A 20,557-nucleotide genomic window follows, 5' to 3' on the forward strand; every position below is an offset into this window, starting at 1 on the left:
TTCGTCAGACCCGAGTTCTCGGTTCAGGCGGCCGGCCAGATCTCCCGCACGGCCGCGGCGGCCTCCTTGCCCTGGCGGAAGCCCGCCTCGTAGGCGGGCTGCAGGGCCGCGGTGTTGAACAGATCCGGACCGTAGGCGGCGATCGCGCCCGCGTCGGGGACGATGAAAGTCGTTGCCGCGCCGCCCAGGTCGCGGTCGGACGGGCTGTGCGGGAACAAGTGGGCCAGCGGTTCGATGATGAGGATGCGTTCGGCGCCGGCAGCGAGGTCGGCGTTGATGGGTGAGCGCATGCCGCCGTCGATGTAATGGGTGCCGTCGATCGGGATGGGCGGGAAGACGCCGGGGACCGAGGTGCTGGCGGCGAGGGCCTCGGGGAGGGTGGCCTTGCCGTCCGGGGTCCAGACCTGGAGTTCGCCGGTGGTGACACTGCAGGCGGTGATCCGGAGATCGCGGCGGGGCCAATCGGTGTGGCCGACGAAGCCGCCGATGCGGGCGATGTGGTCGGCGGGGTCGACACCGGCGGTCATTTCCAGAGCGCGGGCGCCGGCGCGGCGGCGGGCCTCGTTCGCGTCCAGGCCCGGGGTGGCCAGGATGCCCATGATCTCGCCGAAGGCGTTGGGGTCGAAGTTGATCGGTGGGGCATCCGGATTGTCCGCCGACGGGCGGCGCAGCAGCAGGCTCAGATCGACCTCGGCGGCGATCGCCGCGCCGACGACCGCGCCCGCCGAGGTGCCGACAATGCGTTCGGCCAGCGTCAGATCCACCCCCGCCTCGCGCAGGCCGATGACGACGCCCGCCATCCAGCTCAGGCCGACCGCGCCACCTCCCCCGAGGACCAGCGCATGACGAATTCCATTGGGCGGCATCGCGGCAGACATGCTGCCACTGTATCCGGGCAGACCGGCAAGCGGAGAAGCTTCCTCCGAAAAGCTCGCGGCACCGGACAGTGTCCGGTGCCGCGAGGCTGTCGTTCGGTGAATCAGCGCTGCAGGAAGGCGAATTCGGCGGCCAGTTCGGCCACCTTCTCCTTCAGTGCGGAGACCGTCGGGCCCGCCTTGAGCACCTCGCGGGAGACGTTCGGCAGGACCGCGTCGAGATCGCTCTCGGGGACCAGTTTCCGGATGGAGTCCGCTCCCCCGCCCTGCGCGCCGACGCCGGGCATGAGGATCGGGCCGTTGAGATGGCTCAGGTTCGGCGCGGAGTCCAGGGTCGCGCCGATGACCACGCCGACGGAACCGAATTCGGGTCCGGCGTTGGCGGCGGCCGCGTCGTCGACCATGCGCTGGGCGATGGTGCGGCCGTCGGGGCCGGTGATGTTCTGCAGTTCCACCGCCTCCGGGTTGGAGGTGGCGGCCAGCACGAACACGCCGCGGTCATTGGCCTTGGCCAGCTCCAGAGCCGGTGCGAGCGCACCGAATCCGAGGTACGGCGAGACGGTGACCGCGTCGGTGCCCAGGGGCCCGTCGCCGAGCCAGGCATGGGCGTAGGCGTCCATGGTGGAGCCGATATCGCCGCGCTTGGCGTCGGCCAGCACCAGGGTGCCCGCCGACCGCAGCGCGGCAATCGTCTCCTCCAGCACCAGGATTCCGGCCGAGCCGTAGGTCTCGAAGAACGCGACCTGCGGTTTGACCAGCGCCACCCGGCCTGCGAAGGCGCGCACGCAGACGTCGGCGAACTTCGCCACGCCCGCGGCGTCCTCGCTGAAGCCCCAGGCCCGCAGCAACGGCGGATGCGGGTCGATGCCCACGCACAGCGGGCCGTGCTCACGCATCGACTCCTTCAGCCGCACACCGAAGCTGGTCATCCGCGCAGCACCGCGTGGAGTTCCTGCAACGACCGCACCCCGATGCCACCGCGAATGGTGGCCTCGATGCCCTGCACGGCCGCGGCCGCGCCCTGCACGGTGGTGATGCACGGGATGTTCGCGCCCACCGCAGCGGTGCGGATCTCGTAACCGTCCACGCGCGGCCCGTTGTTGCCGTAGGGGGTGTTGAACACGATGTCGACGTCGCCGTCCTTGATCATGTCCACGATGCTGGCCTGATCGGTGGCGTCGTCGGAGTGCTTGCGCACCCGATCGCACGGAATGCCGTTGCGGCGCAGCATTTCCGCGGTGCCCTCGGTGGCGAGGATGCGGAAGCCCAGGTCGTGCAGGCGCTTGACCGGGAACACCATGGCCCGCTTGTCGCGGTTGGCGATGGACACGAAGGCGGTGCCCTCGGTCGGCAGCGAACCGTAGGCGGCGGACTGCGACTTGGCGAAGGCGGTGCCGAAGTCGGCGTCGATGCCCATGACCTCGCCGGTGGACTTCATCTCCGGTGAGAGCAGCGAATCGATGCCGCTGCCGTCGGGGCGGCGGAAGCGGTGGAACGGCAGGACGGCTTCCTTGACCGCGACGGGGGCGTCGATCGGCGCGTAGCCGCCGTCGCCCTCGGCCGGGAGCAGGCCTTCCTTGCGCAGCTCGGCGATGGTGGCGCCCAACGCGATTCGCGCCGCGGCCTTGGCCAGCGGCACCGCGGTGGCCTTGGACACGAACGGCACGGTGCGGCTGGCGCGCGGGTTGGCCTCGAGGACGTAGAGCACATCGTCCTTGAGCGCGTACTGCACGTTCAGCAGGCCCTTGACGCCGATGCCCTGGGCGAGCGCGGCGGTGGAGCGGCGCACGGCCTCGATATCGCTGCGGCCCAACGTGATCGGGGGCAGGGCGCACGCCGAGTCACCGGAGTGGATGCCGGCCTCCTCGATGTGCTCCATGACGCCGCCCAGGTAGACCTCCTCGCCGTCGCACAGGGCGTCGACGTCGATCTCGATGGCGTCCTCCAGGAACCGGTCGACCAGCACCGGGTGGTCCGGGGTGATCTCGGTGGCGCGGGAGATGTAGTCCTCCAGGGACTTCTCGTCGTAGACGATCTCCATGCCGCGGCCGCCCAGCACGTAGGACGGGCGCACCAGCACCGGGTAGCCGATCTCGTTGGCGATCTTCTTCGCCTGCGGGAACGTGGTGGCGGTGCCGTACTTCGGGGCCGGAAGGCCAGCCGCCACAAGGACATCACCGAACTCGCCGCGGTCCTCGGCCAGGTCGATGGCCGCCGCCGAGGTGCCGACGACGGGCACGCCCGCGTCGGTCAGGCGCTGGGCGAGGCTCAGCGGGGTCTGGCCGCCGAGCTGGCAGATGACGCCCGCGACGGTGCCGGACTCGGTTTCGGCGTGGTACACCTCGAGCACGTCCTCGAAGGTGAGCGGCTCGAAGTAGAGGCGGTCGGCGGTGTCGTAGTCGGTCGACACGGTCTCCGGGTTGCAGTTGACCATGATGGTCTCGTAACCGGCTTCCGAAAGCGTCTGTGCCGCATGGACACACGAGTAGTCGAACTCGATGCCCTGGCCGATGCGGTTGGGACCCGAGCCGAGAATGATGACCTTCTCGCGTTCCTTCTGCGGCGCCACTTCGGATTCCGCGGCGGGATCCAGCTCGTAGGCCGAGTAGTGGTACGGGGTCTTGGCCTCGAACTCGGCGGCGCAGGTGTCGACGGTCTTGAACACCGGGCGGATGTTGAGCCGGTGGCGCAGCTCGCGGACGCCGCCCTCACCCGCGAGTTCCGGTCGCAGCGCGGCGATCTGGCGATCCGAGAGGCCGTAGTGCTTGGCGTTGCGCAGCAGCGGCTCGTCCAGCACGGGGGCGTCCAGGATCTCCTGGCGCAGCTCCACCAGCCCGGCGACCTCGGCCACGAACCAGGGGTCGATGCCGGAGGCGGCGGCGGTGTCCTCGATGCTCGCGCCCAGGCGCAGCGCGCGCTCCACCTGGTAGATGCGGCCCTCGGTGGGCACCTTGAGGTCGTCGAGAATGGCCTGCACGTCGGTCCATTCACCGTCGGGCTGGGTCCAGAAGCCGGTGGCCTTGGTCTCGAGCGAGCGCAGCACCTTGCCCAGCGCCTCGGAGAAGTTGCGGCCCATGGACATCGCCTCGCCGACCGACTTCATGGTGGTGGTCAGCGTCGGGTCGGCGCCCGGGAACTTCTCGAACGCGAAGCGCGGGGCCTTCACGACCACATAGTCGAGCGTCGGTTCGAAGCAGGCCGGGGTCTCGCCGGTGATGTCGTTGAGGATCTCGTCGAGGGTGTAGCCGATGGCCAGCTTGGCGGCGATCTTGGCGATCGGGAAACCCGTTGCCTTGGAAGCCAATGCCGACGAGCGCGACACACGCGGGTTCATCTCGATGACGATCAGGCGGCCGTCGCGCGGGTCCACCGCGAACTGGATGTTGCAGCCGCCGGTGTCGACGCCGACCTCGCGCAGGATGGCGATGCCCAGATCGCGCATCTTCTGGTATTCGCGGTCGGTGAGGGTCATGGCCGGGGCGACGGTGACCGAGTCACCGGTGTGCACGCCCATCGGGTCCACGTTCTCGATCGAGCAGACGATGACGACATTGTCCTTGCCGTCGCGCATGAGCTCGAGCTCGAATTCCTTCCAGCCCAGGATGGATTCCTCGATGAGCACGTTCGCGGTGGGCGAGGCGGCCAGGCCGCCGCCGGCGATGCGGTCGAGGTCCTCGTCGTTGTAGGCCATGCCCGAGCCCAGGCCGCCCATGGTGAACGAGGGGCGCACGACGACCGGGAAGCCCAGTTCGGCAACGGTTTCGCGGACCTCTGCCATGGTGTAGCAGACCTTGGAGCGGGCGCTCTCGCCGCCGACCTTGGCGACGATGTCCTTGAACTTCTGGCGGTCCTCACCGCGCTGGATGGCCTCGAAGTCGGCGCCGATCAGCTCGACGCCGTACTTCTCCAGGATGCCGTTCTCGTGCAGGGCGACAGCGCAATTGAGCGCGGTCTGCCCGCCCAGGGTGGCGAGGATGGCGTCGGGGCGCTCCTTGGCGATGACCTTCTCGACGAATTCCCAGGTGATCGGTTCGACATAGGTCGAGTCGGCGAACTCCGGGTCGGTCATGATGGTCGCCGGGTTGGAGTTGACCAGCGACACGCGCAGGCCCTCCGACCGCAGGACGCGACACGCCTGGGTTCCCGAGTAGTCGAACTCGCAAGCCTGGCCGATGACGATCGGGCCCGAGCCGATCACCAGGATGTGGTTGAGGTCGGTGCGGCGTGGCATCAGGCTCCTTCCATCAGCATGGCAAAGCGGTCGAACAGGTAGGCGGCGTCGTGGGGGCCCGCCGCGGCCTCGGGGTGGTACTGCACGGAGAAGGCGCGGCCGCTCACCAGCTGCACGCCCTCGACGACTCCGTCGTTGGCGCAGACGTGGGAGACCTCGGCCTTGCCGAAGGGGGTGTCGAACACCTCGCCGCGCTCGCCCTCGAGGGCGAAGCCGTGGTTCTGGGCGGTGATCGAGATGCGGCCCGAATGATGTTCGACGACCGGCACGTTGATGCCGCGGTGGCCGAACTTCATCTTGTAGGTGTTGCGCCCGAAGGCGCGGCCCAGGATCTGGTTGCCGAAGCAGATGCCGAACAGCGGGATGTCCTCGCCCAGCACCTGCTGGGTCAGGGCCACCATGGCGTCCTGGGTGGCCGGGTCGCCCGGGCCGTTCGACAGGAACACACCGTTGGGGTTGAGTTCCTTGATCTGGTCGAAGGTCACGTTGGACGGGACCACGTGCACCCGCATGCCGCGCTGGGCGAACATGCGCGGGGTGTTGGACTTGATGCCCAGGTCGACCGCGACCACGGTGAAGCGGTGCTCGCCGACCGGGTCGATGGTGTACATCTCGTCGGTGGAGACCTCACCGGCCAGGTCCGCGCCCAGCATGGAGGGCTGGCCGTTGACCCGGGCGAGCATCTCCTCGTAGTCGGCCAGGGACTCGCCGGAGAAGATGCCGGCCTTCATGGAACCGCGAGTGCGCAAGTGCCGCACCAGGGCCCGGGTATCGATGCCCGAGATGCCGACCACGTTCTGGTTCTCCAGCTCGGCCTGCAGGGTGCGGTTCGAGCGCCAGTTGGAGGCGCGGCGCGCGGGGTCGCGCACGGCGTAACCGGCGACCCAGATCTTGCCGGACTCGTCATCCTCGTCGTTCCAGCCGGTATTGCCGATCTGGGGCGCGGTGGCCACCACGATCTGGCGGTCGTAGCTGGGGTCGGTCAGGGTCTCCTGGTACCCGGTCATGGCGGTGCAGAACACCGCCTCACCCAAAGTCTGTCCGACGGCGCCGAAGGTCGTCCCGCGGAACACGCGGCCGTCCTCGAGCACCATCACTGCGGTATCGCCGCTGCTCATGCCTCGTCTCCCGTCTTCGTAGCTGCTCCGGTCCATGCTGGGTAAACGTCCTTGTCATCGCCGCGGAAACCGGTATCCACCTCGGTCCCGGTCGGCAATGTCCAGCGAATCACCAGCACACCGTCTTCGGTCATAACTTTGCCCGCGTGCCCGCGCTCGGCGCGCACCGCGGTGATGGATTCCTGGGGAATCCAGATCGTCGCCGCGCCATCCCGTTCCAGCAGGATGCCGCGCTCGAATCGAGTGAGTTCCGCCGTGGCGCGGAAACCCAGGTCGCCCACCGTGATTCGCTGAATCCAACTGGGGGCGAGGGTGCTGCCGAGGTAGAGCCCCGTGGTGGGCTCCAGCAGCTGCGCGCCGCAGTCGGCCGGAATCGGCGGCAACTCGCCGATCGCGTTCGCCTGCTTCTTGGCCCTACCGGTCCAGGCCCAGTACATGAGCCCCAGGCATCCGGCGAACAGCGCCAGCAACACCACCACTTGCAGCGTGCGCTCCATTACGGTCCTCCTCGGTTCCCCACCCGCCGCTAACCGGCGACGATCTTGCCGTCCCGGACGGTGGCCCGGCCGCGCAGGAAGGTGGCGGTCACCTTCGCGGGCAGGGTCATCGCCTGGTACGGCGTGTTGCGGGCGATCGACGCCAATTCCTTGGCCTCGACCGTCCATTCGGCGGCCGGGTCGATCAGCGCCAGGTTGGCGGGTTCGCCGACCGCGAGGGGTCGGCCCTGATCGTCCAGGCCCACGATCCGGGCCGGGTTCTCGCTCATGACCTTGGCGACGCCGCGCCAGTCGAGCAGGCCCGGCTCGACCATGGTCTCCACGATGATCGACAGCGCGGTCTCCAGGCCGAGCATGCCGGGACGGGCGGCCGCGAATTCGCAGCACTTGTCCTGGTCGGCGTGCGGGGCGTGGTCGGTGGCCACACAGTCGATGACGCCCTCGGCCAGAGCCTGGCGCAGCGCGGCCACGTCGGAGGATTCGCGCAGCGGCGGGTTCACCCGGTTGACCGCGTCGTAGGTCTCGAGGCGCGAGTCGTCGAGCAGCAGGTGGTGCGGGGTGACCTCGGCGGTGATCGAAATGCCCTGGGCCTTGGCCCATTTCAGCAGTTCGACGGTGCCCGCGGTGGAGGCATGGCAGATGTGCACGCGGGCGCCGGCGTCGCGGGCCAGCAGCGCGTCGCGGGCCACGATGGACTCCTCGGCGGCGCGCGGCCACCCGGCCAGGCCCAGGCGCGAGGCGGTCGGACCCTCGTGCGCGACAGCGCCCTTGGTCAGCCGCGGCTCCTCCGCGTGCTGGGCGATGAGCACGCCGAGCGAGTTCGCGTACTCCAGCGCGCGGCGCATGATCAGCGGGTCGTAGACGCACATGCCGTCATCGGAGAACATGCGCACCTGGCCGAGACCGGTTGCCATGGTGCCCATTTCGGCGAGCTGCTTGCCCTCGAGGCCCACGGTGACCGCGCCGACCGGGTACACGTCGACCAGGCCGACCTCCTGGCCGCGCTTCCACACGTGGTCGGTGATGACCGCGTTGTCGGCGACCGGGCTGGTGTTGGCCATGGCGAACACGCCGGTGTAGCCGCCCAGAGCCGCTGCGGCGGAACCGGTTTCGATGGTCTCGGTGTCCTCGCGGCCCGGCTCGCGCAGGTGAGTGTGCAGGTCGATGAAGCCCGGCAGCAGGAATTGGCCGGTGCCGTCGACGATTTCGGCGTCGTCGGCCTGCAGGCCCGCGCCGATCTCGCGGATCTCGCCATCGGCGAGCAGCACGTCGACGGGGTCGCCTTCGCCGTACAGACGGACATTCTTGATCAGGACGCTCATGCTGTCTCCTCTCCGCGCGCTCGGGGCCCCTCCGTGGTTACGCAGGCTGCCGCCTCCGGGCCTGACCCGATCACGCGACCACCTCGTCGGTTCCGACCAGCAGGCGGAACAGCACCGCCATGCGCATATGAACCCCGTTGTTGACCTGCTGCAGCACGGCCGCCTGCGGGGAATCCGCGACCGTGTAGCCGATTTCCATGCCGCGCAGCATCGGACCCGGGTGCAGGACCACCGCGTTCTCGTCGAGCATCTTCATGCGGCGCTCGTTGAGCCCGTAGCGGATCGAGTACTCGCGCGCCGACGGGAAGAAGCCGCCGTTCATGCGCTCGGCCTGCACGCGCAGCATCATGACCGCGTCCGCGCCCGGCAGCTCGGCGTCCAGGGAATCGGAGATCCGCACCGGCCAGGCCTCGACGCCGACCGGCAGCAGGGTTCGCGGCGCGACCAGGACCACTTCGGCGCCAAGGGTTTTGAGCAGGAACGCATTCGAGCGCGCCACCCGGCTGTGCAGGATGTCGCCGACCAGCACGACCCGCTTGCCCTCCAGGTCGCCGAGGCGCTGACGCAGGGTCAGCGCGTCCAGCAGCGCCTGGGTGGGGTGCTCGTGCATGCCGTCACCGGCATTGATGATCGCGGGTCCGGGACCGGCGTAACCGCTTGCGGCCTCGTCCATTTCGGCGAACCAGCGCGCGATCTGATGGGCGGCGCCCGAGGCCGGGTGCCGCACGATGAGCGCGTCCGCGCCCGCCGCGTGCAGGGTCAGCGCGGTGTCGCGCAGCGACTCGCCCTTGGATACAGAGGAACTCGACGCGCTCACATTGATGACGTCGGCGCTCATCCACTTGCCCGCCACCTCGAAGGAGACGCGGGTGCGGGTGGAGTTCTCGAAGAACACGGTCATGACCGTGCGTCCGCGCAGCGTCGGCAGCTTCTTGACCTCGCGGCCCAGCAGCGCCTGCTCGAAGCGCTCGGCCTCGTCCAGCAAACCGGTGGCGGCCTCGCGGTCCAGGTCGGTGACCGACAGCAGATGCTTCACTTGTCACTCTCCTGACGCAGGTACACGCCGTCGCGGCCGTCGTGCTCGCGCAGCAGTACCGAGATGTCCTCGGTGCGGGCGGTGGGAACGTTCTTGCCGACATAGTCGGCGCGGATGGGGAGTTCGCGATGGCCGCGATCGATGAGCACGGCGAGCTGCACCGCGCGCGGGCGGCCCAGATCGCGCAGCCCGTCCAGTGCCGAGCGGACGGTGCGGCCGGAGAACAGGACATCGTCGACCAGCACCACCAGCGCGTCCTCGATCCCGCCCTCGGGCACCGAGGTGCGCTCGAGCGGACGATGCGGCTTGGAGCGCAGATCGTCGCGGTAGAGGGTGATGTCCAGGGAGCCGATCGCGGGGCGCACGCCGGAGAATTCCTCGATCCGGCCCGCCAGGCGATGGGCGAGAGTGGTTCCGCGGGTGGGGATTCCGATCAGCACCACGCGGGCAACGGCCGGGTCACCGGAGTCCAGGGCCGTCTTCTCGATGATCTGGTGCGCCATACGCGCGATCGTCCGGCCGACATCCGAATCGGAAAGCAGCTCGCGTCCGGTCTCGACCCGGTCCGGGTCGTGCCGCTGCGAGAACTCACCAGCGCCCGACTTGGCCGCCCGGTCTTCGGGCACAGCCATGCCGACCTCCTTCCCCGCCTCACGGGACGGTCCGTTAAAGGATGTCTTTCGAGCGGCAACCCTACCAGCGCGCCGACCGGCCCCCGACCCCGCACCCCCTCCGCAACCCAGCCCGATGCGCGACCGTCCCACCGCCCCCGACCTGCCGGAACCCGCCGCACCCCGATTCACCAGCAAGTCCACAGCAATACGGCCTCGCGGCCGCTGTGGCACGGTTCACGCCACAGCGGCCGCGCGCACCTGTCGCCGCGCCGGTCAGGGCAGGCAACCGTGCTGACGCAGCTGAGCCGCCAGCCCGTCGGAAATCGTCACCGAGCTCCCGGGCTCGACGGCGTTGAGCCCGGAGACGTCGATATCGGCTCGTGCCGCACAGCCCAGTAGGTCGGCGGTCACCGTGATGGTTTGGTCGGCGTGCGCGGCACCGGCTCCGGCCGTCAGTACACCTACCAGGATCGCGGCCGCGGCACCCGTCTTGGCGAATCGCATGAGATCTCCTCCTTTGAATCGCAGTGATGTGGCATCGCCAGCAGTTCCCGAATTGCCGAAAAATAACCAAACGTCATTGAGTGTTCGGGGTTCGGCGGTCGAAGACTTGGGGCCGGGCAGTGCGGAGGGCGGTGGCGATTGCGCCGAGGAGGACGGCGTCGTCGCCCACTTCACTGGGGCGGACGGTTGGGCGGAGGGGGGTGGTGCGTTGGAGGGCGGCGCGGACTTGGTCGAGGAGGAGGTCGGCGCTGCGGCCGAGGCCGCCGCCTACGACGATGACGTCCGGGTCGAGGACGGCGGTGACGGCGGCTACCACCAAGGCGATTCGTTCGCCCTCTTGACGGACGACCGCGGTTGCGAGGGGGTCACCCGCGCGGGCGGCGTCGAAGACGCGCTTGGCGGTGAGGCGGCCGGTCATGCCTCGGTCGCGGGCGGCGCGGACGACGGCGTCGGCGGTGACGGCCTCTTCGAGGGCGCCGCGGCGGGAGGCTCCGGCGGCCGGGTCACCGAAAGCCGCGGGGAGGAAGCCGACTTCGCCTGCCGCGCCGTGCGCGCCGGTGAAAAGCTCGCCGTGGGAGACGATTCCGACGCCCAGGCCGGTGCCGATCAGGACGTAGACGAACAGGCGGCTGCCGCGGCCGCCGCCGTGGGCGTATTCGCCGAGGGCGGCCAGGTTGGCGTCGTTGTGGACGGACAGGTCCGAGACGCCGAGGGCATCGCGGAGTTCGTCGAGCAGGCCCGCGCGACCCCAGCCGGGGAGGTTGACGGCGTAGTGCATGCGGCCGTCCTGCGGGTCGAACACGCCGGGGCTGCCGAGGACGGTGTGGACGACGCGATCGACGGAGACATCGGCGTCGGCGAGGGTCTCGCGGACCGCTTCCGCGGCGGTCTGCGCGAGGGCGGTGGCCGTCCGGGCGCGATTCGGAATGTCGGTGCGGGACAGCACTTTTCCGGATAGGTCGGCCACGGCGGTACGCAGGAAGGCGCGGCCGACGTCGATGCCGAGGACATAGCCCGCGGTCGGGTCGGGTTCGTACACGACCGCGGTGCGCCCGCGTTCGGGCACGACGGTCCCCATCTCGCGCACCAACCCGTGCTGTTGCAGTGTGGCAAGGGCGCTCGACACGGTCGGCTTGGACAGCCCGGTGTCGCGGGCCAGCTGGGCGCGCGAGCTGGGCCCGGCGGTGCGCAGTTGCTCGAGCAGCAGCCATTCATTGTTGCTGCGCAAACGCTGCCTGTTCCAAGGGAGTTCGTCCATCGCACTCCGATCCCGATCCGTCATCGATCCGACTGTAAACAATCGGCCGCACCACTTGACTCAGATAGTAAAGGAATTTAACTTTACAAAACCCTTACGCCCCAGCGCGACACGGAGGCAGCCATGACCGGCCCCCGCACACTTCCCCGAAGAATCGGCCTGTTCCAGGCCACGACCATCAATATGAGCCAGATGGTCGGCATCGGACCCTTCGTCACCATCCCGCTCATGGTCGCGGCCTTCGGCGGTCCGCACGCCGTCATCGGCTTCGTCGCCGGCGCGGTGCTGGCCCTGGCCGACGGGCTCATCTGGGCCGAACTCGGCGCGGCCATGCCCGGCGCGGGCGGCACCTACGTGTACCTGCGCGAGGCGTTCCAGTACCGCAGCGGGCGGCTCATGCCGTTCCTGTTCGTCTGGACCGCAATACTTTTCATTCCGCTGATCATGTCGACCGGCGTGCAGGGACTGGTGCAGTACCTGACCTACCTGTGGCCGTCCATGACCACCGGGCAGGGCGATATCGTCGGGCTCGCGGTGGTGGCGCTGGTGCTGCTTCTGCTGTGGCGGCGCATCGATTCCATCGGCCGCATCACCGTGGTGATGTGGGCGGTCATGATCGTCTCCGTGGCCGCGGTGATCCTGGCGTCCTTCACGCACTTCCACCCGAGCATGGCCTTCACCTGGCCCGATCACGCCATCGATTTCGGGCGCGGCAGCTTCTGGCTGGGCTTCGCCTCCGGCCTGACCATCGGCATCTACGACTACCTGGGCTACAACACCACCGCGTACATCGGTGCGGAGGTGAAGGATCCGGGCCGCGTGCTCCCCCGCTCGATCATCTACGCCGTGCTCGCGGTCATGGTGATCTACCTCGGCATGCAGATCGGCGTGCTCGGCGTCATCGACTGGCACGACATGCTCGACTCGAGCAATGTCGCCTCGCAATCGGTGGCCTCGGCGGTGCTCGAGAAGACCATCGGCAAGGGCGCGGCCGATGTGGTGACGGTGCTGATCCTCATCACCGCCTTCGCATCGGTGTTCGCCGGACTGCTCGGCGGCTCGCGCGTCCCCTTCGACGCGGCCCGCGACGGCGTCTTCTTCCGGTCCTTCGCACGCCTGCATCCCAAGCACGAATTCCCGATGCTGGGCCTGATCGTGATGGGCGCGATCACCGCGGCCGGGTTCGTCTTCGCCCGGCATGTCGGAACCTCGGCCACGCATCCGCCACTGGCCGTGCTGATTTCGCTGCTGACCACGGTCATGGTGATCGTCCAGGCGTTCGCGCAGATCGCCGCGCTGGCCGTGCTGCGCCGCCGCCAACCGAACCTCGCGCGCCCCTACAAGATGCTGCTCTATCCGCTGCCCGCGGTGGTCGCGGGCATCGGCTGGGCGGTCATCTACGGCTATGCGGACAAGGCGAATCCCGGCGTCCACCCGATCGAATGGTCCCTGGCCTGGACCGCGCTGGGCATCGTCGCCTTCCTGCTCTGGGCCCGGGTCGAGAAGATCTGGCCCTTCGGCCCCAAGCAGATTCGCGAGGAATACCTCGACCCGGAACCCACCCCCGCGGCCTGACCGCCGACCCCGCACGCGGACCCGGATCTCCGTCCGGGTCCGCGTTCGTGCTGGTAGCGGGCTCGCTATGATCCGTGAGTTGCCTGCTGGCGTTCCACCCCACCACCGTTGCTGGGAGGAATCTCGGATGAACAAGTCGCTGATCTGGGCCCTGGCCATCGGGTTCGCCGTGCTCGGCCCGCTGGTCGGCATCGCCGCCCGCCGCCTGGTCGACCGGATCGCCGCCAAGACCTCGGCGCGTAATCTGGCCGTGCACCGCATGGCCTTCGGCCTGGCCCGCGATCTCGCGGTGCCGCTCGCCTCGCTGACCGGCCTGCTCATCGCGCTGACGCTGCCCACCGGGCTGCCGTTCTCCCCCCGTGCGGTTCATCAGATTCTCGAAGCGGCTTTCATGCTGGCCATCACCTACGCGGTGGCCCGGCTGGCGGCCGAGGTGGTGACCACGGTGGCGAAGCGGATCACCGGCATCTCGGGGTCGGTCAGTCTGTTCACCACGATCACCCGGGTCGTGGTGTTCGCGCTGGGCGTGCTGATCACCCTCGACTCGGTGGGCCTGCAGATCACGCCCCTGCTCGGCGCGTTGGGCATCGGCGCCCTGGCCATCGCCCTCGCACTGGAGGGCACCCTCGCGAATCTCTTTGCGGGCGTGCACATCCTGGCATCCAAGACGGTGAATCCCGGCGATTTCGTGAAGCTCGATACCGGCGAGGCGGGCTGGGTCCACGACGTGAACTGGCGGACCACCACTATCCAGGACATTCCGGGCAACTTCATCATCGTGCCCAATCGCAAGTTCGCCGACGCGATCCTGACCAACTTCCACCGCCCCGAACAGGACATGGCGGTCATGGTCGAGGTCTCCACCGGCTACGACAGCGACCTCGAACACGTCGAGGCGGTCACCCTGGAGGTGGCGCGCGAGGTCATGAAGGAACTCGACGAGGGTTTCGCCGGCGCGGATCCGCGCGTGCGGTTCCACACCTTCGGCGATTCCGGCATCGAGTTCCGGGTCGTGCTGCGCACCCGGCAATACGAGGACCAGTACCTGCTGATCAGCGAATTCATCAAGGCCCTACACCGGCGCTACCGCGAGGAAGGCATCACCATCCCCTACCCGGTGCGCACCCTGGCCTTCTCCCCCACCGACGACCCGCGATTCTTGCTACCGGCCGGTCTTCATACACCGTAAACCGAGGTGTGCGATGCTCGAGGGGTGAGCAATGACGCTGAATTCACCGAACCCGCCCGGGTGAGCTTCACCGGGCACGGCGGGCTGAGGATCGCCGGGGACAGCTGGGGACCCGCCGACGGCCCGCTGGTGGTGTTCCTGCACGGCGGCGGGCAGACCCGCGGATCCTGGAAGGACTCCGGGCTGGCCCTGGCCAAGGCCGGGATGCACGCGGTCCTCCTCGACGCGCGCGGGCACGGCGACAGCGAATGGGATCCCGACGGCAATTACCGCCGCGAGGCCATGGTCGAGGACCTGATGGCGGTGCTGCGCGAACTCGACAAGCCCGCGTTCATCGTCGGCGCCAGCATGGGCGGTCTCACCGGGCTTCTGGCCACCACACACGCTGAGCGCGAACGCATTACGGGCCTGGTGCTGGTGGACGTGGTGCCGCGGCCGGAGCGCAAGGGCGTCGAGCGCGTCATCAATTTCCTCAGCAGCAATCCCGAGGGTTTCGCCAGCCTCGAGGAGGCCGCCGACGCCGTCGCCGCGTATCTCCCCCACCGCCGTCGGCCGCGCAATCCCGAAGGGCTGCAGCGCAATCTGCGTCAGCGCGCCGACGGCCGCTGGTACTGGCACTGGGATCCGGCCATGATGGCGGGGCCGCGCGACGGGCGCGGCGAGGCGATCGATGTGCACACCGAGCTGCTGGAGAACGCGGCCCGGCAGCTGGAGATTCCGGTGCTGTTGGTGCGCGGCGCGCTCTCCGATGTGGTCAGCGATGAGGGCGTCGCGGCCTTCCGGGCCCTGGTGCCGCACGCCGACTACGCCGAGATCGGTACGGCGGCCCACACCGCCGCCAGCGACGCCAATGACGAATTCACCGACGCGGTGGTCGATTTCGTGCGCGCCCAGGTCGGCGAGCAGCAGTCCTAACGCCGCTCCGGTGCGAACACCCGGTCGAGCATGTGGTCGAGCAACTCGACCGCCCGCTCCCGGGTGGCGCCACCGGCCAGCACCGCCTGACTGACCCCGGTCACCGCGAGCACGATCAGCTCCGCATCGAGTTCTGTTGCGCGCGCATCGGATTCATCCGGCCGTTCGCGCCGTAGCTGCTCGGTGAAGCTGGTGATCAGATACCGTGGCGCGCCCATCATCTCCTCCGAGGTGACGGTGTTCCCGGTCAGATTCGCCGCGTGAAACGCCGCGAATACCAGATTGTCCTGGTGCCGAACATCGTCCAGTGGAATCAGCCCGATGGATACCGCTCGAATCACCTCCCGCGGCGTGGCATCAGGCCCCAATCCGCCGAGCGCCGCCGCGAATCCCTTCCCCCAGTCCTCAACCACCGCCCGATGCGTCGCCAGCATCAGATCCCGCTTCGTCCCGAAGTAGTACTGGATCAGCCGCACCGAGATCCCCGCCTCGGCGGCGACTGCCTGGAATGTGGCGGCGTCGAGCCCACCGGTGGCGATGACCTTGCGTGCGGCGGTGGTGATTTCCTGCCGCCGCTGCTCGTGATCGACCAAACGCGGCATGTGACCAGCTCTCCTGTGACTCCCGGGGGTGCGAAGTTTTTGATGGTACGCCCATACCATTTTTATGGTACGTTCATACCATCAACGATGATGAACGGGGAGGCGCGATGGCCAAGATCGGGCAATGGAAGAGCGAGGCGGCACGGGACGCCTACCTGCGGGCCTATGCGTCACTGTCGAAACTGTGGACGGTTCCGGCCACCGAGTTCGACGTCGAAACTGCTTACGGGACAACACATGTCCGAAAATGCGGCAGCGGCGCGGGGGCTCCGCTGGTACTGATCCGCCGGTGATGGGCAATGGGGCGGTCTGGTATCCGATCATCGAACGACTGGCCGCCGAGCGGACCGTGTACGCGCTCGACATCATCGGCGGGCCGGGACTGAGCGTGCAGACCGCGCCGATCACCGGCCGGGCCGATTACGCGGCCTGGCTGGACGAGACACTCGCGGCGCTGGAGCTGCCGCACGTGCACGTCATGGGCTATTCCGATGGCGCGTGGCGGGCGTTCATGGCGGCGGTCGACGGATCGAAGCGGATCGCGAGCCTGCTGTTGGTCGAGCCGGGCGGGGCGGTCGGTAAGACGCCGTGGGGCGTGCTGTTCAAGATGATTCGCTACGCCATTCCGCCGTCGGTGAAGAACATGCGCAAGGCGGCCGAATGGCTGATGCCCGGCAATGTCCCGGTCGAGGAGGAAATGGCCTGCGCGAAGGCCGGACTCGGCTACAAGACGCGCTCGCCGTGGCCGCAGCGGCTGAAAGACGAAGAACTGCAGGCGATCACCGCACCCACCCTGCTCATCTACGGTGCCGAGTCGGTGCTCGGCGACCCCGAGGCCGCCGCGGCCCGTGCGCGACAGCAGATTCCGCATTGCGAGGTGGAGATCTATCCCGGCGCGACACACGGGTTGCTGTTCCAGGGGCGCGACAAGGATGCAGTCCTCGACCGGATCCTGGGTTTCGCAACCCTGCACGATCCCGTGGACGCCCCGCACGCCAAGTGAACCCGCCGTCACAGACCGAAGCTTCAACGAGGAAGGGGAGGCCGAATGGCCGCCAAGATCGGACGTTTCATCAGCGCCAAGGCCGAGGCGAGGTACCTGCGGGCCTATGACGCCATGGCCGCGCAATGGCCGGTGCCGTCAACCGATTTCGATCTCGAGACGTCGTACGGAACCACGCGGGTACGCAAATCCGGGTCCGGGTCCGACACGCCCATCGTGCTGCTACCGGGCATGCCGGGCAATGGATTGTTCTGGGAATCGGTCATCGAGGAACTGTCGCGAGACCGCGTCGTGTACACGGTCGATCCGCTCGGCTGGGCCGGGCGCAGCGAGCAGACCGCTCCCCTGCGCGACGAGGCCGACATCGTCGCCTGGCTGCTCGAGGTGTTCGACGGCTTGGACGCCCAGCGTGTGCACCTCGCCGGATACTCGGTCGGCTCATGGCTTTCGCTGCTGGTCGGCGTGCATCACTCCGAGCGGCTGGCCAGTGTGACCATGCTCGAACCGGGTGGCGCGACCTTCACCAAACCGCGGTGGAGTGTCCTGTTCAAGTTCCTCATCGGCGGCATGGTGCCCACACGCAAGCGGATGGCCAAGCTCCTGCAGTGGCTCACGCCGGGAGTCGAGCTCACCGAGCAGCAGTGGGAATTGGCCATGAGTGCCATCAGGTTCCGCATGGCCATGCCTTGGGAACGACCGCTCACCGATGAGCAGCTCACCGCGGTTACCGCGCCGCTGATGGTGCTTTTCGGAGCCACCACGGTCGCCAATGATCCGGAGGTCGGCGCACAGCGTGTTCGCGAACTGATTCCGAGCGCGGTGGTCGACATCTACCCCGGTGTGGGCCACGAAATGCTATGGGCCATACCGGAAAAGGTGATCCCCCGGTTCCTGGACTTCGTGAAGCAACACGATCAGGTCCGCGCCTGACCTATCGGCCGACTGCCGGCTCGGAGCCCAGTAGCAGGCGTGCGAGCGTGTCCGTGAGCCACCGCTCGTACGCCGCGGGCGTCCAACCGGCCTCGCCGACCAGGCTGTGATAGACGCCGTCGGTCATCAACGCGACCGCGACGTCGGTGGCATTGGCGTCGAGTTTTCTGCCGGTATCCCGGATCTGCACGATGATCGCGTCGATTTCAACACGGTTGCGGCGCATGGCGTCTGCCCACGCGTCGGCAAGATCGGTGTCGATGCCGACACCCGCATGCAGCAGGGTGAGGATGTCACCGCACCGCTCGCGGGTCTGCCGACTTCCCTTGGCCAGCATGCGAATCAACGCCATGGGGTCGTCGAGGCGCTGGGCCTCGGCCCGCAGGTCGATCAGCCCGGCCTCCTCTTCGAGCAGGTCGATCAGTCCCCGCAGCACACCGGCCTTCGAGCCGAAGTGCGAGTAGATCGTCTGCGGCGCCACCCCGGCCTCACGCGCGATCTGCCGAATCGATGTCCCCGCGTATCCACTTTCGGCGAACAGTCGTCGTGCGGTGGTCAGGATGGTCCGCAGCGTCAGTTGCTCACGCCGATCACGCAACCGGACCACTTGCTCCGCTGACATCCATTTCCTCCTGCCGACGACCCACCCGCAACCGGATCAGCGTACCGCGCACACGATCATCGGACTAGTAACTAGAACACTGTTCCATTAAATGGTCTTTTGTTCTATCGTGATGCTCGTGATGAAGCAGCTCTACTACGCGGCGACCCTTTACACCCTGCTCGGACTGCTGTCCGGCCTGTTCTATCGCGAGTACACGAAGTCCCACGACTTCACCGGGAAGACCGAACTCGCGGTCGTTCACACCCACCTGCTGGCGCTCGGCACGCTGTTCTTCCTGATAGTCCTGGTCCTGGAAAAACAGTTCACGCTTTCCTCCCAGCAACTGTTCGCCTGGTTCTTCTGGACCTTCAACGTGGGCCTGCTGTGGGTGGTGGCCTGCATGACCGCGATCGGCATGCGAACCGTGCAGGGCCGCACCGAAAGTGACCTGTTCGCCCACCTCTCCGGCGGCGCCCACATCCTCATGACCATCGGATTCACCCTCTTCTTCGTCTGTCTGCATCGCTCGGTGACGGCCCGTCAGCCAGAGCCGGTCCGGGTCTAGCCGAAATATCCGAACACATGTTCGATCTTGTGGTAGGTTCGTGCGCATGTCGACGCCATTGCAGGGATCACTGCTCGATGGGTTCGGGGAGGTCGGGGTCGGGGCGCTGGAAGGGATCCGGCGCACCGAACTCGGGGACGGCGCATGGATCGATGTGCTGCCGGGGTGGTTGAGCGGGGCGGATGAGTTGTTCGAACGGCTGGCGGCGGAGGTGCCGTGGCGGGCGGATCGGCGGGCCATGTACGACCGGGTGGTGGATGTGCCTCGGCTGCTGTGCTTCTACGAGGAGGGGCAGGAGCTACCGGATCCGGTGCTGGGTGAGGCGCGGGATGCGTTGAGCGCGTATTACTCCGAGGAGCTCGGGGAGCCGTTCACCACCTCCGGGCTGTGCTACTACCGCGACGGCAACGACAGCGTTGCCTGGCACGGGGATACGTTCGGGCGCGGGGCGACCGACGACACCATGGTGGCGATCGTGTCGGTCGGTGCGGCGCGCGCGTTGTTGCTGCGGCCGCGCGGCGGCGGGGCGAGTGTGCGGTATCCGCTCGGGCACGGGGATCTCATCGTGATGGGCGGGTCGTGCCAAAGAACTTGGGAGCATGCGATTCCCAAGACGAAGCGACCGGTCGGGCCGCGGATCAGTATTCAGTTCCGCCCACACGGCGTCCGGTAACCGAGGGGTCCCGGACGCCGCAAGCCGATCCCCCGTGCCGAGCCCGGAATGAATCCCCGGGAGTTGCGGTTCATTCGCCCCGTAACGGCACGACGCACGAGGGAGTCGAGGAACGATGACGGAATTCCAGATGGGCGGCGATCTTCCGGTCAACCGGATCGGTTACGGCACCATGCGTTTGGCGGCAGCGCCGGAACCCGGTTTCGAACCGGGCATGGGACACATCTGGCGGGCGCCGGCGGATCGGGCGGCGGCCGTGGCGGTACTGCGGCGGGCGGTCGAATTGGGGGCAAACCTCATCGACACCGCGGATTCGTACGGACTGGGTGAGAACGAGGAGCTGGTCGCGGAGGCGCTGCATCCCTATCGCGAGGATGTGGTGGTCGCGACCAAGATCGGCGTGCTGCGGCCCTCGCCGACCGAATGGGTGCCGCTCGGGCATCCGGACTATCTGCGCCAGCAGGCCGAATTGGGTTTGCGCAGGCTGAAACTCGACCGCATCGACCTGTTGCAGCTGCATCGGATCGACCCGAACTACCCGCTCGCCGATCAGATCGGCGCGTTGGCGCGACTGGTCGAGGAGGGCAAGGCGCGCCATATCGGGCTGTCGGAGGCGACGGTCGAGCAGTTGCGGGAGGCGGCCGAGATCGCGCCCATCGCGAGCGTGCAGAATCTCTACAATCTCGGCGATCGCCACCACGAGGATGTCGTGGATTACGCTGCGGCGCACGGGATCGCGTTCATTCCGTTCTTCCCGGTGGCCGGGGGCGCGCACGCCGAGGTGGACGGCCCGCTCGCCGAGGTGGCGGCCGAGGTCGGGGCCACCCGGGCACAGGTGTCACTGGCCTGGCTGCTGCACCGCTCCCCCACCCTGCTCCCGATTCCAGGAACCACCTCGATCGCGCACCTCGAGGAGAACATCGCCGCGGGTGCGGTATCGCTGACCCAGGACCAGTTCGAGCGGTTGTCCGCGCTCACCGCGGTTCCCGCGAACGCCTGATCCGGGCGGGTCAGGGGCGGCGGGCGAAGTCCGGGACCCGTTCGGG

21 protein-coding genes are annotated in these 20,557 nt (G+C 68.1%); 9 read left to right on the forward strand and 12 right to left on the reverse strand.

Going from position 1 to position 20,557, the window contains the following annotated elements; genetic code table 11:
* Positions 1 to 23: 23 nt before the first annotated feature.
* The 10 genes from ON43_RS19570 to ON43_RS19615 all read right to left on the reverse strand — a co-directional run bounded on the left by ON43_RS19570 (position 24) and on the right by ON43_RS19615 (position 11,479).
* Positions 24 to 878, reverse strand: a complete 855-nt coding sequence (locus tag ON43_RS19570) for a patatin-like phospholipase family protein (RefSeq protein ID WP_083913538.1) — start codon at positions 876 to 878, stop codon at positions 24 to 26.
* A gap of 101 nt (positions 879 to 979) precedes the next feature.
* On the reverse strand, positions 980 to 1,804 hold the full coding sequence (gene pyrF / locus ON43_RS19575) for an orotidine-5'-phosphate decarboxylase (protein WP_040809506.1): 825 nt from the start codon (positions 1,802 to 1,804) through the stop codon (positions 980 to 982).
* On the reverse strand, positions 1,801 to 5,106 hold the full coding sequence (gene carB / locus ON43_RS19580; protein ID WP_040809507.1) for a carbamoyl-phosphate synthase large subunit: 3,306 nt from the start codon (positions 5,104 to 5,106) through the stop codon (positions 1,801 to 1,803). The genes pyrF and carB overlap by 4 nt, the downstream gene beginning before the upstream one ends.
* Positions 5,106 to 6,224, reverse strand: a complete 1,119-nt coding sequence (gene carA / locus ON43_RS19585) for a glutamine-hydrolyzing carbamoyl-phosphate synthase small subunit (protein ID WP_040809508.1) — start codon at positions 6,222 to 6,224, stop codon at positions 5,106 to 5,108. The genes carB and carA overlap by 1 nt, the downstream gene beginning before the upstream one ends.
* A complete protein-coding gene (locus tag ON43_RS19590) occupies positions 6,221 to 6,721 on the reverse strand; it encodes a PH-like domain-containing protein (protein ID WP_040809509.1) in 501 nt (166 codons plus the stop codon). Before ON43_RS19590 ends, carA begins: the two co-directional genes overlap by 4 nt.
* A 29-nt stretch (positions 6,722 to 6,750) precedes the next feature.
* Positions 6,751 to 8,043 carry a dihydroorotase gene (locus tag ON43_RS19595; protein WP_040809510.1) on the reverse strand — a complete coding sequence of 431 codons (1,293 nt, stop codon included), beginning with the start codon at positions 8,041 to 8,043 and terminating at the stop codon, positions 6,751 to 6,753.
* Between the two features lie 70 nt (positions 8,044 to 8,113).
* A complete protein-coding gene (locus ON43_RS19600) occupies positions 8,114 to 9,079 on the reverse strand; it encodes an aspartate carbamoyltransferase catalytic subunit (protein ID WP_040809511.1) in 966 nt (321 codons plus the stop codon).
* A complete protein-coding gene (gene pyrR / locus ON43_RS19605) occupies positions 9,076 to 9,711 on the reverse strand; it encodes a bifunctional pyr operon transcriptional regulator/uracil phosphoribosyltransferase PyrR (RefSeq protein ID WP_040809512.1) in 636 nt (211 codons plus the stop codon). Before pyrR ends, ON43_RS19600 begins: the two co-directional genes overlap by 4 nt.
* A 255-nt stretch (positions 9,712 to 9,966) precedes the next feature.
* On the reverse strand, positions 9,967 to 10,197 hold the full coding sequence (locus ON43_RS19610) for a hypothetical protein (protein ID WP_040809513.1): 231 nt from the start codon (positions 10,195 to 10,197) through the stop codon (positions 9,967 to 9,969).
* Between the two features lie 73 nt (positions 10,198 to 10,270).
* Positions 10,271 to 11,479 (reverse strand): ROK family transcriptional regulator, encoded by a 1,209-nt coding sequence (locus tag ON43_RS19615; protein WP_040809514.1) that lies wholly within the window; start codon positions 11,477 to 11,479, stop codon positions 10,271 to 10,273.
* Positions 11,480 to 11,578: 99 nt separating this feature from the next.
* Here ON43_RS19615 and ON43_RS19620 point away from each other — a divergent pair, with 99 nt between their 5' ends.
* From ON43_RS19620 to ON43_RS19630, 3 genes are all read left to right on the forward strand, one after another.
* Positions 11,579 to 13,030: an APC family permease gene (locus ON43_RS19620; RefSeq protein WP_083913540.1), complete on the forward strand. Its 1,452-nt coding sequence runs from the start codon at positions 11,579 to 11,581 to the stop codon at positions 13,028 to 13,030.
* Positions 13,031 to 13,157: 127 nt separating this feature from the next.
* Positions 13,158 to 14,219, forward strand: coding sequence for a mechanosensitive ion channel family protein (locus ON43_RS19625; RefSeq protein ID WP_051178715.1), 1,062 nt, complete (start codon positions 13,158 to 13,160; stop codon positions 14,217 to 14,219).
* A 24-nt stretch (positions 14,220 to 14,243) separates the two neighbouring features.
* Positions 14,244 to 15,134, forward strand: coding sequence for an alpha/beta fold hydrolase (locus tag ON43_RS19630; protein WP_051178717.1), 891 nt, complete (start codon positions 14,244 to 14,246; stop codon positions 15,132 to 15,134).
* Here the strand turns inward: ON43_RS19630 and ON43_RS19635 are convergent.
* Entirely contained in the window at positions 15,131 to 15,736 is a 606-nt protein-coding gene (locus ON43_RS19635) for a TetR/AcrR family transcriptional regulator (protein WP_040809516.1), read from the reverse strand. The two genes, ON43_RS19630 and ON43_RS19635, sit on opposite strands and share 4 nt — an antisense overlap.
* 107 nt (positions 15,737 to 15,843) lie before the next feature.
* Between ON43_RS19635 and ON43_RS44920 the strand changes: the two genes are divergently transcribed.
* The 3 genes from ON43_RS44920 to ON43_RS19645 are packed head-to-tail and all read left to right on the forward strand — an operon-like array spanning position 15,844 to position 17,669.
* On the forward strand, positions 15,844 to 16,029 hold the full coding sequence (locus ON43_RS44920) for a hypothetical protein (RefSeq protein ID WP_051178719.1): 186 nt from the start codon (positions 15,844 to 15,846) through the stop codon (positions 16,027 to 16,029).
* Entirely contained in the window at positions 16,029 to 16,739 is a 711-nt protein-coding gene (locus tag ON43_RS19640; RefSeq protein WP_051178721.1) for an alpha/beta fold hydrolase, read from the forward strand. Before ON43_RS44920 ends, ON43_RS19640 begins: the two co-directional genes overlap by 1 nt.
* A 45-nt stretch (positions 16,740 to 16,784) precedes the next feature.
* Positions 16,785 to 17,669, forward strand: coding sequence for an alpha/beta fold hydrolase (locus ON43_RS19645; RefSeq protein ID WP_040809517.1), 885 nt, complete (start codon positions 16,785 to 16,787; stop codon positions 17,667 to 17,669).
* Between the two features lies 1 nt (position 17,670).
* On the opposite strand, the gene ON43_RS19650 is transcribed toward ON43_RS19645, so the two are convergent.
* On the reverse strand, positions 17,671 to 18,291 hold the full coding sequence (locus ON43_RS19650; protein WP_040809518.1) for a TetR/AcrR family transcriptional regulator: 621 nt from the start codon (positions 18,289 to 18,291) through the stop codon (positions 17,671 to 17,673).
* Positions 18,292 to 18,412: 121 nt separating this feature from the next.
* Here ON43_RS19650 and ON43_RS19655 point away from each other — a divergent pair, with 121 nt between their 5' ends.
* From ON43_RS19655 to ON43_RS19665, 3 genes are all read left to right on the forward strand, one after another.
* Positions 18,413 to 18,838, forward strand: a complete 426-nt coding sequence (locus ON43_RS19655; protein ID WP_040809543.1) for a DUF2871 domain-containing protein — start codon at positions 18,413 to 18,415, stop codon at positions 18,836 to 18,838.
* Positions 18,839 to 18,884: 46 nt separating this feature from the next.
* Positions 18,885 to 19,511 (forward strand): alpha-ketoglutarate-dependent dioxygenase AlkB, encoded by a 627-nt coding sequence (locus ON43_RS19660; RefSeq protein WP_040809519.1) that lies wholly within the window; start codon positions 18,885 to 18,887, stop codon positions 19,509 to 19,511.
* A gap of 115 nt (positions 19,512 to 19,626) precedes the next feature.
* Positions 19,627 to 20,511, forward strand: coding sequence for an aldo/keto reductase (locus ON43_RS19665; RefSeq protein ID WP_040809520.1), 885 nt, complete (start codon positions 19,627 to 19,629; stop codon positions 20,509 to 20,511).
* The last annotated feature ends 46 nt before the right edge of the window (positions 20,512 to 20,557 follow it).

The organism is Nocardia concava NBRC 100430 (assembly GCF_000308815.1).
GTDB classification, from domain to species: Bacteria; Actinomycetota; Actinomycetes; order Mycobacteriales; family Mycobacteriaceae; genus Nocardia; species Nocardia concava.

What these genes read in the sequence shown, in the direction of transcription:
- ON43_RS19570 (WP_083913538.1), bottom strand. Translation starts at nt 878, where the DNA reads ATGTCTGCCGCGATGCCGCCCAATGGAATTCGTCATGCGCTGGTCCTC.
- ON43_RS19660 (WP_040809519.1), top strand. Translation starts at nt 18,885, where the DNA reads ATGTCGACGCCATTGCAGGGATCACTGCTCGATGGGTTCGGGGAGGTC.
- ON43_RS19595 (WP_040809510.1), bottom strand. Translation starts at nt 8,043, where the DNA reads ATGAGCGTCCTGATCAAGAATGTCCGTCTGTACGGCGAAGGCGACCCC.
- ON43_RS19645 (WP_040809517.1), top strand. Translation starts at nt 16,785, where the DNA reads ATGGCCGCCAAGATCGGACGTTTCATCAGCGCCAAGGCCGAGGCGAGG.
- ON43_RS19665 (WP_040809520.1), top strand. Translation starts at nt 19,627, where the DNA reads ATGACGGAATTCCAGATGGGCGGCGATCTTCCGGTCAACCGGATCGGT.
- ON43_RS44920 (WP_051178719.1), top strand. Translation starts at nt 15,844, where the DNA reads ATGGCCAAGATCGGGCAATGGAAGAGCGAGGCGGCACGGGACGCCTAC.
- ON43_RS19590 (WP_040809509.1), bottom strand. Translation starts at nt 6,721, where the DNA reads ATGGAGCGCACGCTGCAAGTGGTGGTGTTGCTGGCGCTGTTCGCCGGA.
- ON43_RS19640 (WP_051178721.1), top strand. Translation starts at nt 16,029, where the DNA reads ATGGGCAATGGGGCGGTCTGGTATCCGATCATCGAACGACTGGCCGCC.
- ON43_RS19655 (WP_040809543.1), top strand. Translation starts at nt 18,413, where the DNA reads ATGAAGCAGCTCTACTACGCGGCGACCCTTTACACCCTGCTCGGACTG.
- carA (WP_040809508.1), bottom strand. Translation starts at nt 6,224, where the DNA reads ATGAGCAGCGGCGATACCGCAGTGATGGTGCTCGAGGACGGCCGCGTG.
- ON43_RS19635 (WP_040809516.1), bottom strand. Translation starts at nt 15,736, where the DNA reads ATGCCGCGTTTGGTCGATCACGAGCAGCGGCGGCAGGAAATCACCACC.
- ON43_RS19650 (WP_040809518.1), bottom strand. Translation starts at nt 18,291, where the DNA reads ATGTCAGCGGAGCAAGTGGTCCGGTTGCGTGATCGGCGTGAGCAACTG.
- ON43_RS19610 (WP_040809513.1), bottom strand. Translation starts at nt 10,197, where the DNA reads ATGCGATTCGCCAAGACGGGTGCCGCGGCCGCGATCCTGGTAGGTGTA.
- ON43_RS19615 (WP_040809514.1), bottom strand. Translation starts at nt 11,479, where the DNA reads ATGACGGATCGGGATCGGAGTGCGATGGACGAACTCCCTTGGAACAGG.
- pyrF (WP_040809506.1), bottom strand. Translation starts at nt 1,804, where the DNA reads ATGACCAGCTTCGGTGTGCGGCTGAAGGAGTCGATGCGTGAGCACGGC.
- ON43_RS19620 (WP_083913540.1), top strand. Translation starts at nt 11,579, where the DNA reads ATGACCGGCCCCCGCACACTTCCCCGAAGAATCGGCCTGTTCCAGGCC.
- carB (WP_040809507.1), bottom strand. Translation starts at nt 5,106, where the DNA reads ATGCCACGCCGCACCGACCTCAACCACATCCTGGTGATCGGCTCGGGC.
- ON43_RS19625 (WP_051178715.1), top strand. Translation starts at nt 13,158, where the DNA reads ATGAACAAGTCGCTGATCTGGGCCCTGGCCATCGGGTTCGCCGTGCTC.
- pyrR (WP_040809512.1), bottom strand. Translation starts at nt 9,711, where the DNA reads ATGGCTGTGCCCGAAGACCGGGCGGCCAAGTCGGGCGCTGGTGAGTTC.